Raw genomic sequence first — 17,676 nt, 5'->3', positions numbered from 1 at the left:
TTTATTCTTTGTCTGCTAATTCGAAGCCTTCTGCCTCTTCGTGAATTGTTCCTTCTTTATCTTCTACTCCATGAGTAAGTATTTCTAATGGCTTTCTGAAAATCATTACGATCAACCCAAAAACGACACAGAATACTGCTATTCCTGTAAAAATGGCAAATTCTCCCTGGCTTTCTGCCCATTCTCCCAGTAGACCTGCAAGTTTGTTTCCAAAACCTGTCATTGCAAAATATACTCCCATCATTAATGCTCCATATTTTACCGGGGCTAATTTTGTAATAAAAGATAAAGCCACAGGAGAGATACATAATTCTCCAACGGTATGAAAAAGATATGCAAGAACTAACCAATACATTGCCGACGACCCATTTGAGTTAAACTCCATAGAAGCAGCAGTCATAAAGAAAAACCCTGTTCCCATAACGATGAGTCCAATAATCATTTTGAATAAAGAGCTAGATACTTTGCCTTTTAGTTTTCGGTTTGCCCAAAAGAGTGCTACAGATGTTCCTAAGAAAATGATAAACATAGCATTTAAAGACTGAAACCATGAAGCAGGAACTTCCCAACCCATTAACATTCTATTGGTTTTTTCTTTTGCATAAATATTCATTAATCCTCCTGCTTGTTCAAAAGCTCCCCAGAAAACAATTACCAGTAAAAATGAAATAAGTAGTACAATGATTCTATCAGTTTCTATTTTTGTGAGCGGTTTGTTCATTGCTTCTTTATCTTCTACCTTTTCAGATTTACCAAGAAAATTACCAACATTTTTAAGGTAATTTTGCCCTAGTAAATATTGCAATAATCCTAATGCCATTCCTATTCCTGCGAGTCCAAATCCGTAATGCCATCCATGTACTTCTCCTACATATCCCACAACCAAACTCGATAAGAAGGCTCCAAGATTAATTCCGATATAAAATATAGTAAATCCCTTATCTCTTCTTATATCTCCTTGTTTGTATAATCCACCTACCATTGTCGAGATATTTGGCTTTAGCATTCCTACACCTGCAATAATTAAAGCGAGTCCAGAATACCAGGCCCACATTTGTTCTATTGCAAGAATGCTATGTCCTGCTACCAGCAAAATCCCGCCGAACAATACAGATTTTTTTTGCCCTAGAAATTTATCAGCAATCCAACCTCCCGGGATAGAAGCTACATATACCAACATGGTATACCATCCGTACAATGAAAGCGCTTCGCCAGAAGACCATCCTAATCCTGCATTTTCATCCATTGTCTCTGCGGTAAGATACAATACAAAGATTGCTCTCATTCCATAATAAGAAAAACGCTCCCACATTTCTGTAAAAAATAGAATGTATAGTCCTACCGGATGCCCAAAGAGCTCTTTTTGATGGGCTGCTTTAACTGTATTTGCCATTATATAAGTTTAATTAATTTTATAAGTTGTTTTTGATGAAGTCTGTCATTTTTGTGTAGAGGTGTAATCGAGTATTACCACCATAAATCCCATGATTTTTGTCTGGATAGATAGCCCAGTCAAACACTTTGTTTGCCTGTACTAATGCTTCGATTAATTGCATTGTATTTTGTACATGCACATTGTCATCTGCGCTACCATGTACCAAAAGATATTTTCCTTTTAATCCATTTACAAAATTAATAGGAGAGTTGTTGTCGTATCCCTGTGGGTTCTCTTGAGGGGTTTTTAAATATCGCTCGGTATATATTGTGTCATAAAACCTCCAATTGGTAACAGGTGCAACGGCGATTGCCATTTTAAAAACATCCGGAGCTTTAAATAAACAGTTGCTCGACATAAACCCTCCATAGCTCCATCCCCAAATTCCAATACGAGATTCATCTATATAGTTTAGTGTTCCTAATTGTTTTGCCGCAGCAATTTGATCTTGTACTTCGAGGTTTCCTAAATCATTTTGAGTTGCTTTTTTGAATTTAGCACCTTTTAATCCGGTTCCTCGTCCATCTACACATGCAACAATGTATCCATTTTGCGCTAACATCATAAACCAATAATCATTTGCACTGTTCCAGGTATTACGAACCATTTGAGATCCCGGCCCCGAATATTGAAACATAAAAAGTGGATATTTTTTATTTGGGTCAAAATCTTTTGGTTTGATCATCCACATGTTCAGTGCTTCGCCATTAATATCGATGGTAGAGAACTCTTTTGGTCTCACATCGTATTGTTTTAGTTTTTGAGATAATGGAGTATTGTTCTTGATTTCTCTAATTACTTTACCCGTTTTGCTATTGTGTAGAGTAAATTGATAAGGAGTCGTTGCATTTGCAAAATAATTGATATACACACTAAAGTCTGCACTAAACTCTGCATCATTAAATCCTTCTTTTTCGCTTAGTCTTTTTTTATTTTTTCCGTCTATAGCGATAGCATATACATCTCTATTGATACTTGAATTTTCTACACTTTGATAAAAGATTTGCTTATTCTTTTTATCATACCCGTAGTAATTTGTTACTTCCCAAAGGCCTTTGGTAACTTGATTGATCAATTTACCTGATTCGTTATAATGATAAATATGGTTGAATCCATCTTTTTCACTAGTCCAAATAAAACTATTATCTTCTAGAAAAGTAAGATTATCTGTAATATCTATATAGGCTTCATCTTTTTCATTAAGAACAACTTTTGGAGTCTTTGTTTTGGCATCTACAAAAATTAAATCCAGATTATTTTGATGTCTATTCAGTACTTGTACACTCAAAATATCCGGATTAGCTGTCCATTTAATTCTTGGGATATAAAAATCTTTATATGCTCCAAGTTTTATAGGGTCAGAACTCATAGCTTCAATATCAGCAACAAAAAGCATCACATTTGCATTTTTTTCTCCTGCTTTTGGGTATTTAAATACATGTTGATTTGGATATAATGCTTTTCCGAACACATCCATTGAAAATTCTGGAACTTCTTTCTCATCAAATCGTAAAAAAGCAATTTTATTACTGTCAACATTCCAATCAAAGGCTCGTACGATAGAAAATTCTTCTTCATATACCCAGTCTGTGACTCCATTTATAATTTCATTCTTTTTACCATCATCAGTAAGTTGAATTTCTTTTCCAGATGCAAAATCAAGTACATACAAATTGTTGTCTAGTACATAAGCTATTTTGTTTCCATCAGGAGATAGTAAAGGAGATTGTATTTTTTTGTCGCTTACTTTAAAAATACCTTTGGATGGTACATCGTAGACATAATAAATCCCTTGAGAAGATCTACGGTATATTTGTTCGACCTGAGTGGATAATAAAATTCTATTTTCGTCTTTGCTAAATGAGTATCCTTGAAAAGAATTCAGATCGTTAATCGCAGATGAGCTTACTAAGGTTTTTACCTTTTCTCCTGTTTCATAACTGTAGACTTCTATATTAGTATCGCCAGAAGGACTGCTTTGTTCTAGAACAGCGTATTCCTTACCATTGTTCATAGAATGTAGCGATTGTAATCGCTCTTGTATAAATTTTCCTTGCCAGATTTCTTCTAAAGTAAAAGCTTTGTTTTGTGCAAATGATAGTGTTGTAGTGAAAAATGTGACTGCCAATAACAGTTTTGTAAAGTTCATAACATACATTTAAAGAATCGTTAATGTTTATGATAATTAAAAAATCTGTGAAAAATACAACAATTGGAATGAAATACAATAAAATTAATAGGGATTTGAGGCTTATGATTTATGATTTTGTAATTTTTTTGGCAGTAACAACAATGTCTATTAAAAGTTGAAACAATTGTTATAAATTCATAAGCAGTCTCTTGCGCTTTATTTGTAAATTATTTTTTAATGTAAATTTAAAAAGTACTTTAAGTTCAAGAATAATAAATAAAGAATTACATTACTTAAGATGTGTTCTAAGATATGTCTTAAAAATGAGAAGAATTCTTGGTATCAAAAAACAGAATAGTATATTTGAAGGCACTAACTAATTAAAATTGAATGGCAGCAGAAGTTTCAGGGTTTTCGAAACTCTCTAAAACTGATAAGATCAAATGGTTGGCAGAACATCATTTTGATAGTGACCAAGAGGCTATCAATACTTTGATGACGTATTGGAATGAAGATCACCAACTACAGCAGTTACATGATGAATTTACAGAAAACACAATTTCTAATTATTATTTGCCATTTTCTGTTGCTCCCAACTTTTTAATTAATGATAAGAGGTATACACTTCCTATGACTATAGAAGAGAGTTCTGTAGTTGCTGCTGCCAGCAAGGCAGCAAAATTCTGGCAAGATAGAGGAGGGTTTCATGCAGAAGTTATTTCTACAACAAAAGTAGGTCAGGTACACTTTATGTTTGTTGGCGATGCTAAGAAACTACAAGAATTTATTGTCGATATTCAAAATAAACTACTCTTTTCTGTGGCTCCTATTGCAAAAAATATGGAAAAACGCGGCGGAGGAGTAAAAAGCCTTGAATTGGTAGATAAAACAAGTGATATTGAAAATTATTATCAATTGCATTGTACTTTTGAAACTGTAGATGCAATGGGAGCTAATTTTATTAATTCTTGTTTGGAACAGTTTGCAAATACAATCAAAGAAGAAGCTAATACTTATCCTGATTTTACAGAAGAAGAAAAGAATATCGATATTGTGATGAGTATTTTATCTAATTATGTACCACAATGTTTAGTTAAAGCCTCTGTTTTTTGTAAAGTTGATGAGTTACCTAATACGACAACTCTTTCTTCTAGAGCCTATGCAGAAAAGTTTGTGAGAGCAGTTCGTATTGCAGAAGTAGAGCCCTACCGAGCCGTTACTCATAATAAAGGAATCATGAATGGTATAGATGCAGTAGTGTTGGCAACAGGTAACGATTTTAGAGCAATAGAAGCTGGAGCGCATGCGTATGCCTCGAGAAACGGAACGTATACAAGTCTAACACATGCAGAAATTAATAATGATATTTTTACTTTTTCTATAGAGTTACCGCTTGCATTAGGAACTGTCGGGGGGTTAACCTCTCTTCATCCGTTGGTAAAACTAGCATTACAGCTTCTAGGAAAACCAAATTCGAGTCAATTGATGCAAATTACGGCTGTGGCTGGTTTGGCACAAAATTTTGCAGCTATAAATTCTTTGATTACCACAGGAATTCAACAGGGACATATGAAAATGCATCTGATGAATATCTTAAATCAATTTCAAGCAACAGCTTCTGAAAAAGAAATACTTATAAAATATTTTGAAACAAATACGGTTACTCATAGTGAAGTAGTAACTCAGATTGAGAAATTAAGGTCTTAAATGAAAAAATCTTTTTACAGTCATGGTAAACTATTGCTTACAGGAGAATATCTTGTATTAGATGGTGTGCCTGCACTCGCGATACCAACTAAAAAGGGGCAATGGTTGTTTATAGAAGAGATAGAAGGTGATGATATGTTGTGGCAAAGTTATGATGAAAATGGTAATTGCTGGTTTGAAACACGCTTTGTATTTGATGATGATGGTATAAAAGAAGCAAATACTACCGAAAGTGACGTTTCTAAAACGCTGATAGAAATTCTTACTGCTGCAAAAGTGTTAAATACTAATTTTCTTTCTACAAAAAAAGGATATAAAGTAGAAAGTAGATTAGAGTTCAATAGAGAATGGGGACTTGGTTCTTCTTCAACTTTGATTAATAATATTGCTAAATGGGCAAAAGTAGATGCATTTACTCTATTAGAGAATAGTTTTGGAGGGAGTGGGTATGACATTGCTTGTGCGCAACATGATACTTCTATTTTGTATAAACGTAATCCTAGTAAACCTCTTATTACAGAAGTAGAATTTGACCCTATATTTAAGGATCATTTATTTTTTGTGTATTTAAATCAAAAACAAGATAGTAAAGACTCGATAAAACATTATCAATCGTTGCCACTAAAGGATTTTGATAAAGCAGAATCTACTGTAAAAGAAATCACTAATAACATGATAGCATGCACAACTATTGAATCATTTGAATCTTTGGTAGATGCCCATGAACAGATTATTTCTAAGATTATTAAAACACCAACTATAAAATCAACATTGTTTTCGGATTATACAAGGAGTGTAAAAAGCCTAGGAGGTTGGGGTGGAGATTTTATTCTCACTATAGGCACTTTAGAGGATATGAATTATTTTATTGATAAAGGATACACAACAGTCATTTCATATAAGGATATGGTGTTGTAATATAGTATTGCTATAACATCAGTTCCATTTTTATGTTACTCCTTTGATATGGAGGATTTTTTTCTAAAGGAATTTCTTCAAATCCAAATTTACTATAGATGTAGATGGCATTTTCGAGAATACGATTAGAGTATAGTAATAGTGAATTCCAGCCTTGCTCTTTAGAGAAATCAATACAAAATTTCATGAGTTTTTGACCTATCTTACGACCTCGATATTGTGGAGAAACGGCCATTTTACCTAACTCGTATACATTGTCTTCTATTTTGATTAAAGAAAATGTTCCTGCTATTTGATTCTCTATTCTAGCAAAAAATATATATCCACCTTTGTTAATTATAGTTTCTTCACAACGTTCTAGAAGATCAACATCATGGGGTTCTATCGCAAAATATTTTTCTAACCATTCTACGTTTAGACGTGCAAAATCTTTTGCATATTTTGGATCAAAAGAAATTATTTCTACTTGCATAATACATTGCTTTTTGTTTGGAGTAATTTTGATACTATTGGATTTAAAAAGGTTTTGAATGATATTTTTCTAAAACTCTTCGACTTAAAGATTTCTCTTTCAATTGCTCTTCAAAATACGTTAGATGTCTAATTAAGCTAGAGGCGTTACCTTCTGTAAGCCATTTTACCTGTTCATCTATTATTTCCCATAATGGAATCATTTGCTGATGTGTTTCTTTACCTTTTTTAGTGAGTTGAAATTGTTTTTTACGTTTATCACCTTTATCTATAGTAAAAGCAACCAGCTTTTTGTCTGTTAGCTTTTTTAAGGCTTGAGTAATGGCAGGTTGTGTATATTGTAAAGCTTCTTGAATGTCTGTTGTAGTTGCTATATTTTGATCGATAACTACTTTGAAGACAGGAAATAGATATGGGTCAAAGTCTATATCACAAGCGTTATAAACTAACTGAGTCTCTTTCATCAGGATGTCACTGAGACGTTTTAATCTAGAACCTAAACCTAATTCGCCATATGATTGTAATTTATCTTCCATAAACACTTATATAAGTACTTATGTAAAAATACAATTATTTTCTTAACTATTATTGATTATGCTGTAAGATTATATATAAAGTAGTTTTTTTGTAATGGAATAGATTATAATTTTAATTTCTAAATCGTTCTGATTTTGGTATTGGATTTTCATTTGTTTCTAACTTTTCAATGGTAGTAGAAACCAACTCTTTGTTTGTTAATAACCAGTAATCATCAAAAACAGATTTATAGCAAACTTCAATTTTTATGTCTTTTCTTTTGTCGAATACCCATGAAGCCAAGTAAGGGTTTTCTTTAAGCTCTAGCCAATAGAAGTTTTCGTTGGCTGATACTACAGAATTATAAACGTCGACATTGGCTATCCCATTATCTATAGAATCCGGAAGTTTTGTCTTTACAAACAAATCCCACCAATCTTTTGCGGGCTCATTTTTGTATGTAACTCTTACTGCTTCAATAATTGCAGGCCCTATACCTTTATTATTCATTTGAATGTTCAAAGAGTATAGCGTGTCATTATCATAACCTCTATCAATACCAACATCTAACCTAGGCCAAGCATTAGCTTTTGTTTGTTCAAGTAATATATCAGTTTGTTTACTCATTATATTCGCTTGTTTTATGTAAACAAAAAGAGCAGAAAAACTAGCTATAAGTACTCCTATAGCAATCAAAAGATTGGGATCAATTTTTTTCTTTTTCTTCATGTTGATATCATTTATTAGATGTTTTGACGAATATAAAAATTAAATTATTTATCTAATCCTTTCTTCAATACCTCTTGTATACCTGCCAAATGATCACTGAACTGCATCATTTGTGCTAATACTTGTGCCATTTCATTTTTGTCACCAAAACCTTTTAATTTATTATTTTTTATAAAAGTTTCTTTAATTGATACCCAACGATCAATTTCTTCTTTAGAAATACTCTCTGTCATTTCTTTGTACTTCAGTAGATTGGCTTCTGCGGCACTAGTTAATGTTTGAGATTCATTTTCATAATGAGAGAGAAGAAGTGTTTGTAATTCTTGTTCGTTCATAATAGGAACTACTTTTGCCACGAGCTTGCTCATATCACGATAAGATCCTTGCAGTTTGAAAGAAGGTTCGGTACGATATGCGTCCTCCATAGCCGCAGATTGAATATAGGTTTCATTGACTTTTAATACCGTATTGCGAATCGTAACAACTTTTTCTAATACAGCAACGTAGTCCTGGATTTCTTGCTTGGTATGATTTCCTACCAATTCAACTCCTTCTTGAGAACCTGTTTCGGCAATTTCAACAAGTTTATACAGGTCATCAAAGTGTTTACTGCTTAATTGATGTAGTACGGGATTAGATGTCATTGCATTCTCAATAAGGCTTAGTTTGAAAAGGTCTGCTGTATCCCCAATAATATCTCCCAAATTATAGATATCTGCTCGGTTTGCTAACATATCAGGAATTTGAAATTTTTCTCCACTTTCTGTATATGGATTTCCTGCCATGATTACACAAAATCTTTTACTTCGTAAATCATAGGTTTTAGGATGTCCATTATAGATTCCTTCAATTTTACGTGTTCCGTCAGCTAGGGATATGAATTTTTGTAGAAATTCTGGATTACAGTGTTGTATGTCGTCGAGGTATAGCATAACATTGTTACCCATTTCAAAAGCTAAGTTTAACTTTTTCAATTCCTCTCGAGTAGCAGCATTATTTGCTGATGTTGGGTCAACAGAGGTAACCTCATGACCAATGGCAGGGCCATTAATTTTCATGAATACTAACCCCAGTCGGTTAGCCATATACTCCATAAGAGTAGTTTTACCATATCCAGGTGGAGAAATCAGTAAAAGCATCCCCATACGGTCTGTTCTTTTATTATCTCCTAGACTTCCTAATTGTTTTGCGAGGTTGTCTCCAAATAAAGGAAGATATACCTGGTCAATTAATTTGTTACGTACAAAGGATGATAGTACTCTAGGTTTGAATTCGTCGAGTTTAAGCGCTTCTTTTAATTCTTCTGTTACTTGATGTTTTGCGTCTCTGTATGCTTCAAAAGCAGGAACTTCTACAGTAGTAAAATCAAATAAATCCTTTACGAAATTATGATAATCAAATTCATAAGTACCATCTGCAATCGTAGTATGACTTCCTTTTAATCCTTCAATTACCTGTGATGGATTTACATGAATAACTTCAGAAGTAGATTCGTTTTTGAATAATAATAGACAAACAACTTCATTTGTATATGTTAACTGAGTAGGGTGACTGTTTTTTAAATAAGAACTTACCCATTGAATGGCCAACGTAATTTTGTCGCTCCAATTGGTATTACCATTGGTTCTTTGTTTTGTGTCTAACCCTAATGATGAATTGAGTTTAGTTAATGCTTTTTTTGTTTTAAGTTCTTTGATAAGTGACTCATGCAATTCGTTTGCAGTTTGACTTATGCAAAATGTTTGATCACTCTGTAATTCTGTAAAAAGATAATTTGCAACTTGCTGTATATCCTCATCAAAATATTCTTTTATCTTATCAAATGTTGAGGATAGTGCATTTTTGATACTTTCAGATAAGTTCTGAATTACTTTGTGATATTCTTTACTTTCTGGAAATGCAGCTAATACTTGTCCGGAAGCTTTTATGGTTTTGTTCCAATATTCTTGCGCGTCTGAATCTAAGCTAAACCAAAAATATTGCGCCCATGCCCGAGTGTTTGGTGAAAAACGTAGTGGGCCAAGGTCATGGTTTTTGGTGATTAATACCTTCAAAATTTTTGATGCATCTATATCGTGTACACCTTTTATATATCCTTCGGCATAGTTTTTACTACTTTCTGATTTTACGAGTTCCAGTAATTGCTCTTCATTCAACATTGTTAGACTAGGATGATCTGTTTCTTTTTTGTCTGATGAAGTTGTTTGCGTGTCAACACGCTTATTCTGATAACGATCAAATATTTTATAGGCTAAATATGCAGAACGATAAATGTTATCGTTTTCTGAAATGAGTTCCTGATCCCAATATTTTTTTGATTGCACTAGAATTGGATTGTCGATCTTTTGATAAAAGTCGGTTCCGGTAAGGTGATATGCTAGTGCTTCATCTTTGTAAACAATGGTAAGATCTAGTGGCTGTTTATTTACTCCAAATTTATGTTTTCCTAGTTTGATCACATTTTCGCCATCCTCATAAAGGTCTTGCTTATCTTTTAATTTACGAGTTGCATCTTCTTTGGCGACTTTTAATGCAGTTTCAATAGCTTCAGCTTTGCCGGCATCCTCTAATTCTTTGAGTTGCGAAACAATGTCTCTAAGCTTATTGATCATAAGATCTGATGCAAAATATCCATTGATATCTACTACAGAATCAAAACTTTGTGCTTTTTTATTTACACCTTTCAAAATACGATTTGCTGCATTTTCTAGAGCAACTGCTTTTTTGTTTCTAGCTTCTATCAAGCTATTTTTACGAGCCTCAAAAGCATTATATACTTCTTCTCGTTTTTCAATGATCTGTGAAATAAACTCTTCAAAATCTGCAAAACGACCTTCGAGATCTTCTAATTGAACAGATACTTTATTTAATAATTCATCTGTTTTTTCGGGTGTATTGGCTATATCAAGGTAATTGATGATACTTTGGTCTACAAGTTTGAGTTGTGCTGCAAACTCTGCTGTAGCTTCTTTACTACCCAGTGACTTGATGGTATTTTTGATCCCTGCTTTAAGCTGATTAATAGTAGCAAAAATCAAAGAGATGTTATCTATAATTTTTGTAGAGTGTGAAGTGTCTTCAATTTGAAGATTCGAGACAATATCAATCAACATTTCGAGATCTAGCGCGATCTGATTTACTTCTTCTTCTAGTTTTTTGGCGTCGATTACTTTTTTGATGTTTTCGAGTACCGTTTGTTTTTCTTCTACACGAGTATGATAGGGGAGTAGTGCTTTATCATCTAATAAAAACTGAACGCATCTTTGAGAAATCTTTTCGGTTTGTTCTGCGATTTCGGTCTCTAGAGTAGTGATAAATGTTTTATCAACATATCTAATATCATTAAGTGCGATAACCTCGCCTCGTAATGTTCTTAATTGTGATAATACTAAAACAAAATCATCGATAGATCGAAAAGAGCTGCTCTTGATTTTACCAAAAATTGCATCAGCTTTTTCTTGTGTTTCTTTGGTAATGTTTGAGGCTGTTCTACGAAGTTGTACTACTTTTTCGAACTCATCGATCGCAGCATTTGCGGCTCCATTGATTTCTTCAAGTGGATGATCAAGTCTAAATGTTTCTTCTTCTCTTATCCAATAGTAGCTATCGACAATATCATTAGAGAACTTTGCGATATCATCATATAGACCATCATAACTGTCTTCTTTATTTAATAGAGTGATAAGCCCATGGCATTCTGCCATTGCTTTTACAATATCTTTGTTTCCTATTTTGTAAAGTAACGTATCTGTGTGCTCAGATGGTAATACATCTCCTTTTATAAAAGGTGTTTGCCATATTTGGATAACATGGTGTTTCGTTTGTTCATTTTCAGTTTTGAAATAGCAAAGCTCACCATTTTTAAGAATCGTAAAACCATTACATACGATAGGAGTTTTTACTTCTTGTTCAATAACATTGTAAGACATTAAGGTATACAATCCATTTGCACTTTCATAAAAAACGTACAAGAAGTCTTCTCCATTAGGAGAAATAATTTTTTCCTGAAACTTAACATCTCCTATTTCATTGGTAAAAAGTTTAAAATCTCCGGACTGTAAATAGTATCCATTAGGATAAATAATGCCTTGATCATCGGGGAGTAGTATGCAAGAATCTTTGATAGCATCTATTTTTTTGACTTCTTGCATTTTATGATTATACACAAAATAACGATGAGGTTCTTGAAAAGGTTTAATCTCTAATGCGATTAGATTGCCTAAATCAGCATATCGGTATTGACCGTCATCTAATGTTTGATCTATATGTTCTACAGGTTCATCAAAGATTCCTTTTCCTTCATCTGTATTGTCTTCAATTTTGATGGTTAAATCGCCCCCAATGGTTTCTACAAAAACCTTATCCAAAATCGATATATGGGGATGCGTCCCATAGCGATGCATGTCACGAGTTATCTCTGTCCAATTAAACTCATGTTGTTTCGGAAATTTGAATTCGTGCTCACTACGATTATCAATATATGTAAGCTTACTTTCATTAATTAACCATTTGAAGGTTTTAATATCACTGGCATTTTCACTGAGTTGAAATACCATATGAAGATAATTGCCAACAATAGCAAATTTTGAAAAAATTGTATTTCGGTAATATTTATACAGGTTTGTAAAATCATTGATAAATGTAGGATCGTTAATAAGATCCAGAGATTTTACAGAAAAATGATCATCATCATACGTGTAAATACTAAATACATCTGCAAGTGCAATTTCTGTACGAAGTCCAAAATGTACATTATATCCAAAGAGGCAATATTCGTCTATAGTAACAATATCTCTGGCGATACAATTGTTTTCGGTATTGATACGATTATTAGCGATGAGCTTAGTTTCTACACTGCCAAAAACTTCTTTTCTAGAGGCGTTAAGCTTAGAGAGACGGGTTTGTAACTCTGTTTTGTGCTTCTGAAGGCGATTTTGTATAATTTCGTACGTGCCTCCGTCTAGTTGTGTATGTTGGTTGTTTTTATTTGTTTCTTCCATAGTTTTTACTATAGATATTTTTTTAGTTTTACTATAATGGTGATCATACCACCTCTTTCTTCCGCTATGCGAAATTCATTCTCCTCCTTTTTAAAGTAGGAGAGCTTGTGAGGCTCTTTCACTTTGTGAAAATTGCCTGAACGGAAAGATTTCATTAATAAAATATAAAATCAATCTTAATGGGCTCCTCTCCTTACCAAGGAGGGGAAAGGTTTGTCAAAGACAAACCAGGGGAGGTTATTGACCCTCTCCAAAATTATCTTTTATTTCTTGTAGTACAGACGGTAAATAATCAAATACTGTTTTATTCTCAAATCTTATCACTATAAAACCTAAACCATTTAGATATTCAGTTCTTTTTTGATCTTTTTCTTGGTTACTTGGATGATTGTGAATTTCTCCATCTAACTCTATGATCAGTTTTTCTTTTGGACAATAGAAATCTACAATATAATTACCGATACTATGCTGTCTTCTAAATTTTCTTCCTTCTAATTGACTTTTTTGCAAATGTTTCCATAAAAATGCTTCAGTAGAGGTGCTATTATTTCTTAGGTCTTTTCTGAAGGATTCTAAGTATTTTCGATTATGAATTTGCTTTTTGCTCATTCTTACTTAGGTTTTTTAAATAGAAACATATACTACTAATGATGATATAAAGAGTATAAAAATTCCAAAAGCGATCAATCTTTTTTTAAACAAGACTTCTTGTTGCTTCTTTAATTTTTGTCTTATTTTTTTCAAAACATCTTCAGAAACCTGCTCTTTCCTGATTCCTTGAATAGCTATTTTGGTATTATTTACTGATTTTCTAAACGTTTCTCTTTTGTTTCTTCGATCGTTGAATTTGATCGAAGCGATCATAGCTGCTATTCCCATGATTAAGCCGTATTAAAAGCTAAATAATTCCCATCCCGGTCTTCCCCAGAATGGGAAGACTTTTATGGGCTTATTATTGTGATAGTTTTCATATTTCTCTAGATCAAAGAGGTTTTTTAATAGCTTCTTCTTTGGATATTACTTAAGTTTCTTATCAGATAACCCTAATCCATTGGCTAGGTTATAAAGATTTGTAAACAAATTATTTTCATTAGGATCTGTAGTTCTTTGTTTCAGTTCCATTAGAAGATTTGCTATAGTAAGATTCTTTATATCTTCAGAAGAGATTCCATATTTTGTAGCGAAATCTTTTATTTTTTCTAGAAGATTTCCCTTTACATCATCACTTCCTAAGATTGCATCTTTTACATCTTGAATATTATCAGAGTGTTTTACTAATCGATCGATGCCTTTTGCTTTGGTAATCTGCCCTACAATTTGATCAAAGAACATAGTTTCTCCACCTACGATATCAATATTTGCTGCTTTTAACGCTTCTCCAATTACTTCTGCTTGTGCATCTGCGATTTCTTTTTGGATATTGATATGTGCCAGGTCTACTTGTAATTCTTTGTCTAAGCGTAGTTTAAACTCTTCGTGTTCTTTTCCAACACCATCAAGTTTTTTCATAGCTTCGGCTTTTTCTTCGATTCCTGCGGCTTCTGCAAGTGCAATTTCTCTATCTCCTGTAGCTTTTGCCAGTGCCTTTTCTTTAATTATTTCTGCTTCGGCAACACCTTCTTCTTTTATAGCTTCGGCTTTTGCTGATATTCCTGCTGCTTCGGCTTTTGCTGTTTTTTCTATAATATTTGCTTCTACCAGCCCTTCTCTTTCACGAGCATCAGCTTTTGCATGCATTACTTGTGCTTCAGACATACCTATTGTAGCTTCTTCTTTTGCTTGTGCTTCTGCTAACGTTTTGCGAGCTTCAGCTTCTTTTTCACTAGCTTCTTTCTTAGCTTGGGCTTCTATGTTTATTTCTTCAGCTTTTTGTTTTGCGGCTTCTTTTTCTGCTTCTGCGGCTTTTATAGTTTTGATGAGCTCTTCTTGCGCATTTGCTTCTGCAATCGTTATTTTTACTTGTTTCTCACGATCGGCAGTTTTGAATGCCTCGATGTCTTTCATGTTTTCCTGCTCTTCTATCACGCCTTTTTCTAGCATTACTCGATCACGAATAACATCCTGAATATTCTTTTTCTCTACTTCTACTACTTTTTCTTTTTCAATCTGAGCAAGAGTAACAATCCTTTCGCGTTCGGTTGCTTCTAGCATTCTATCTTTTTCTACTCTTTCTGTTTCTACCGCATCTGTACGTTGTTTGTTTTTGGCAGCCACGATGATTTGACGCTCCATGTTTTCTTCTGCCACTTTTACTTTTTCTTCTGTACTAATTCGTGCAGACTCGGATTTTAGACGTTCTTCTTCAGCGACTTTAAGTATTTCGGCTTCTTCTCTAGCTTTGATATTGGAAATCTCTCTCTTTTGCTGTTCTTCTTTTTCGGCAAGTTGTTTGTCTAACTCTAATATAGCTTCTCTAGCTTCTACATCTTGTTTACGAATTACTTTTTCTTCATCACGCTTGATAAGGTTTGATTTTATGTTTTGAGCAGCTGTAAGCTCAGTGATTTTTTTGATACCTTCAGAATCAAGAATATTGTCTGGTTTTAAAACATTTAATGAAGTTTGTTCTAAATCATCAATAGCGCAGTCATCTAGGATGTATCCATTGAGGTCTGTTCCTATTATATCGATTATTTCGTCTCTAAATTCTCTACGGGCTTCATACAATTCTACAAATTCGAATTTCTTACCTACCGTTTTTAAGGCTTCAGAAAATTTAGCATCAAAAAGACTACGTAACGTATCTATTTCTGAAGCACGGTTACAACCTATCGTTTGTGCAACGTTGATGATATCTGCAACAGACTTGTTTACTCTAACAAAAAATGCAACTTTAATATCTGCCCTAATATTGTCCTTACAGATTAATCCATTTATCCCTGTACGCTCTATTTCTATTTTTTTGATAGAAATATCCATGATTTCTACTTTGTGTAGTACAGGTATCACATATAGCCCTTTGTCAAAAGCTACTGCAGTTCCCCCAAAACCTGTTCTTACCAAAGATTCACCTTGTGGAATCTTTTTGTAAAATATGGCAATGATAATAAAATATAGTACAATAAGGAGTACTAAAGATGCCACTACTATAATGGCAATATTTGCTAGATTACTCATAATATAATTAATAATTTAATGGTTGAATGATGTACAATTGTTTGTTTTTAACCTGATTGATGATTTCTACAGTGGTATTAGCGGGTATTTCTACCCCGTTTTTGGACTTTACCATCACCTTGATTGGATCTGATTGTATAATAACTTCTAGTGTAGTTACTTTTTCACCAGATATTGTGCTTTGTAATACTCCTTGTCTCCCTAGTAACTCTAAAGTACTTTCTCCTTTATTATTGAAATTGGTAAAGAACTTTTTGAAAGGAATAGTACATATTTTTGTCATGAATAATGCAGGAATTATTCCTCCGAAAAAAAATAAGAATCCAAAATCATTGTTATAACTATGTGTTATAGAAGTACCTGCCATGGTAATTGCCCACCAAAAAAGAACAAAAAATGAAAAGGTGAACATAAATGGTAATCCTACAAAGTTGAAATAGATGAGAAATACCTGAAAAAAATTCAATTTTCCACGACGGCGGATGATATCTTCTCTTTTTACTTCTGTATTTGACACGTCTTGGATATCAAGATTTGTTCTAGCATCAAACTCTGAATCTATATCCATATCAGTGTCTATATCAACATCAATGTCAGCATCAAAAAAATCCAGATCTATTCCTGTAAGTGTAGTTAGTACCCAATACAGTATTAATAACCCAAATAAAATAGTTAAAGGTAGATTAACTATCGAAATTGCTATGTCAAATAATTCTTTCAAGTGATCGGTTGTTTATGAGTTGATGTTTTGTGTCATATGGTGTTTTCAAAACACTAATCAGATTCTATCTAGTTGTTCTATGTTTTATGATAATACTATGTTGTAATTATAAATGTCATAAGGTTCTTAATTATTACCCTATTTTATCGATTTTTTTACATTTTAGATCAATTTTAATCTGCATATCAGTTAATTGATATGCAGATTAAGTGTATTATGCATCTTTATTATCAATGCCCAATTGTTCTTTTAGCTTTGCTAAATCGTCTGCAGCATTAACTTCTGTAACATCTATAGCATTATTGATTTCATCATCTATAGATTTTGATGAATTTGCCATATCCCCATAGGCTTCTGCAAGTGCTTCTTCTTGATTTACTTTGTCTTTCATACGTTCTAACATAGAAACTGTACTAGAACCGTCAATCTCAGCCATTTGTTTATTTAAGTTTTGGGTGGCTTTAGAGACTTTTACGCGAGCTTTTAATGTTTTTAATTCGTTTTCCCATTTACTAATGTTCTTTTTGATTTCCTGAACATTTTTCTCTAGCTGCGCTACAGATTTGTCAAACTTGTCCGACTCTCCTTTGGTACGTGTAACATGCTGCATAGACTCTTCTTTTTTTACCAAAGCTTCTCTTGCTAGTCTGTCTGCTTCTGCAGTATCAAGATCACCATTTTGTGCTTTTTTAAGAATCAACATTGCTTTTTGTTGATAGTCTTCTGCTCTTGCAGCAAAGTCTTCCGTTTCATTTTTCGCTCTAATAGCTAATGCTTTTACTTGTGCTAGAGCTTCCAGGCTTTTTTCAAGATCTGTTTTCATATCACGAATACCTTGTTCTGTCATTTTAATGGGATCTTCCATTTTATCTATCGCAGAATGTGCTTCTGCTTCTCCTATCTTGAATAATCTTTTAAAAAAGTTCATAAT

Annotated in this window: 13 protein-coding genes; 2 read left to right on the top strand and 11 right to left on the bottom strand. The window is 33.2% G+C overall.

Annotated features, from left to right (window positions below; translation table 11 throughout):
* Nucleotide 1: 1 nt before the first annotated feature.
* Both FHK87_RS12690 and FHK87_RS12685 read right to left on the bottom strand, forming a co-directional pair.
* Nucleotides 2–1,393: a peptide MFS transporter gene (locus FHK87_RS12690; RefSeq protein ID WP_140593456.1), complete on the bottom strand. Its 1,392-nt coding sequence runs from the start codon at nt 1,391–1,393 to the stop codon at nt 2–4.
* Between the two features lie 19 nt (nt 1,394–1,412).
* Complete coding sequence (locus tag FHK87_RS12685; protein WP_140593454.1) at nt 1,413–3,584, bottom strand: S9 family peptidase; 2,172 nt, start codon at nt 3,582–3,584, stop codon at nt 1,413–1,415.
* Between the two features lie 372 nt (nt 3,585–3,956).
* Here FHK87_RS12685 and FHK87_RS12680 point away from each other — a divergent pair, with 372 nt between their 5' ends.
* Together FHK87_RS12680 and FHK87_RS12675 are read left to right on the top strand one after the other, a co-directional pair.
* Nucleotides 3,957–5,273, top strand: coding sequence for a hydroxymethylglutaryl-CoA reductase, degradative (locus FHK87_RS12680; protein WP_140593452.1), 1,317 nt, complete (start codon nt 3,957–3,959; stop codon nt 5,271–5,273).
* Entirely contained in the window at nt 5,274–6,191 is a 918-nt protein-coding gene (locus FHK87_RS12675; RefSeq protein ID WP_140593450.1) for a GYDIA family GHMP kinase, read from the top strand.
* A 10-nt stretch (nt 6,192–6,201) separates the two neighbouring features.
* Here the strand turns inward: FHK87_RS12675 and FHK87_RS12670 are convergent, their stop codons facing one another.
* The 9 genes from FHK87_RS12670 to FHK87_RS12630 all read right to left on the bottom strand — a co-directional run bounded on the left by FHK87_RS12670 (nt 6,202) and on the right by FHK87_RS12630 (nt 17,673).
* Nucleotides 6,202–6,663, bottom strand: coding sequence for a GNAT family N-acetyltransferase (locus FHK87_RS12670; RefSeq protein ID WP_140593448.1), 462 nt, complete (start codon nt 6,661–6,663; stop codon nt 6,202–6,204).
* 43 nt (nt 6,664–6,706) lie between these two features.
* Nucleotides 6,707–7,198 (bottom strand): MarR family winged helix-turn-helix transcriptional regulator, encoded by a 492-nt coding sequence (locus tag FHK87_RS12665; protein ID WP_140593446.1) that lies wholly within the window; start codon nt 7,196–7,198, stop codon nt 6,707–6,709.
* 112 nt (nt 7,199–7,310) lie between these two features.
* Nucleotides 7,311–7,907, bottom strand: coding sequence for a hypothetical protein (locus tag FHK87_RS12660; RefSeq protein WP_140593444.1), 597 nt, complete (start codon nt 7,905–7,907; stop codon nt 7,311–7,313).
* A gap of 44 nt (nt 7,908–7,951) precedes the next feature.
* A complete protein-coding gene (locus tag FHK87_RS12655; RefSeq protein ID WP_140593442.1) occupies nt 7,952–12,907 on the bottom strand; it encodes a DNA repair ATPase in 4,956 nt (1,651 codons plus the stop codon).
* A 237-nt stretch (nt 12,908–13,144) separates the two neighbouring features.
* Nucleotides 13,145–13,516 (bottom strand): endonuclease domain-containing protein, encoded by a 372-nt coding sequence (locus tag FHK87_RS12650; protein ID WP_140593440.1) that lies wholly within the window; start codon nt 13,514–13,516, stop codon nt 13,145–13,147.
* A 15-nt stretch (nt 13,517–13,531) separates the two neighbouring features.
* Nucleotides 13,532–13,786: a hypothetical protein gene (locus tag FHK87_RS12645; protein WP_140593438.1), complete on the bottom strand. Its 255-nt coding sequence runs from the start codon at nt 13,784–13,786 to the stop codon at nt 13,532–13,534.
* A 138-nt stretch (nt 13,787–13,924) separates the two neighbouring features.
* Entirely contained in the window at nt 13,925–16,024 is a 2,100-nt protein-coding gene (locus tag FHK87_RS12640; RefSeq protein ID WP_140593436.1) for a flotillin family protein, read from the bottom strand.
* 7 nt (nt 16,025–16,031) lie between these two features.
* A complete protein-coding gene (locus FHK87_RS12635; protein ID WP_140593434.1) occupies nt 16,032–16,745 on the bottom strand; it encodes a hypothetical protein in 714 nt (237 codons plus the stop codon).
* A gap of 214 nt (nt 16,746–16,959) precedes the next feature.
* Nucleotides 16,960–17,673: a PspA/IM30 family protein gene (locus FHK87_RS12630; RefSeq protein ID WP_140593432.1), complete on the bottom strand. Its 714-nt coding sequence runs from the start codon at nt 17,671–17,673 to the stop codon at nt 16,960–16,962.
* Nucleotides 17,674–17,676: the final 3 nt, after the last annotated feature.

The organism is Aquimarina algicola (assembly GCF_006443095.1).
GTDB lineage: Bacteria > Bacteroidota > Bacteroidia > Flavobacteriales > Flavobacteriaceae > Aquimarina > Aquimarina algicola.
Note: the sequence above shows the minus strand (reverse complement) of the source record. Positions and strands in the feature narration are given on the sequence as shown.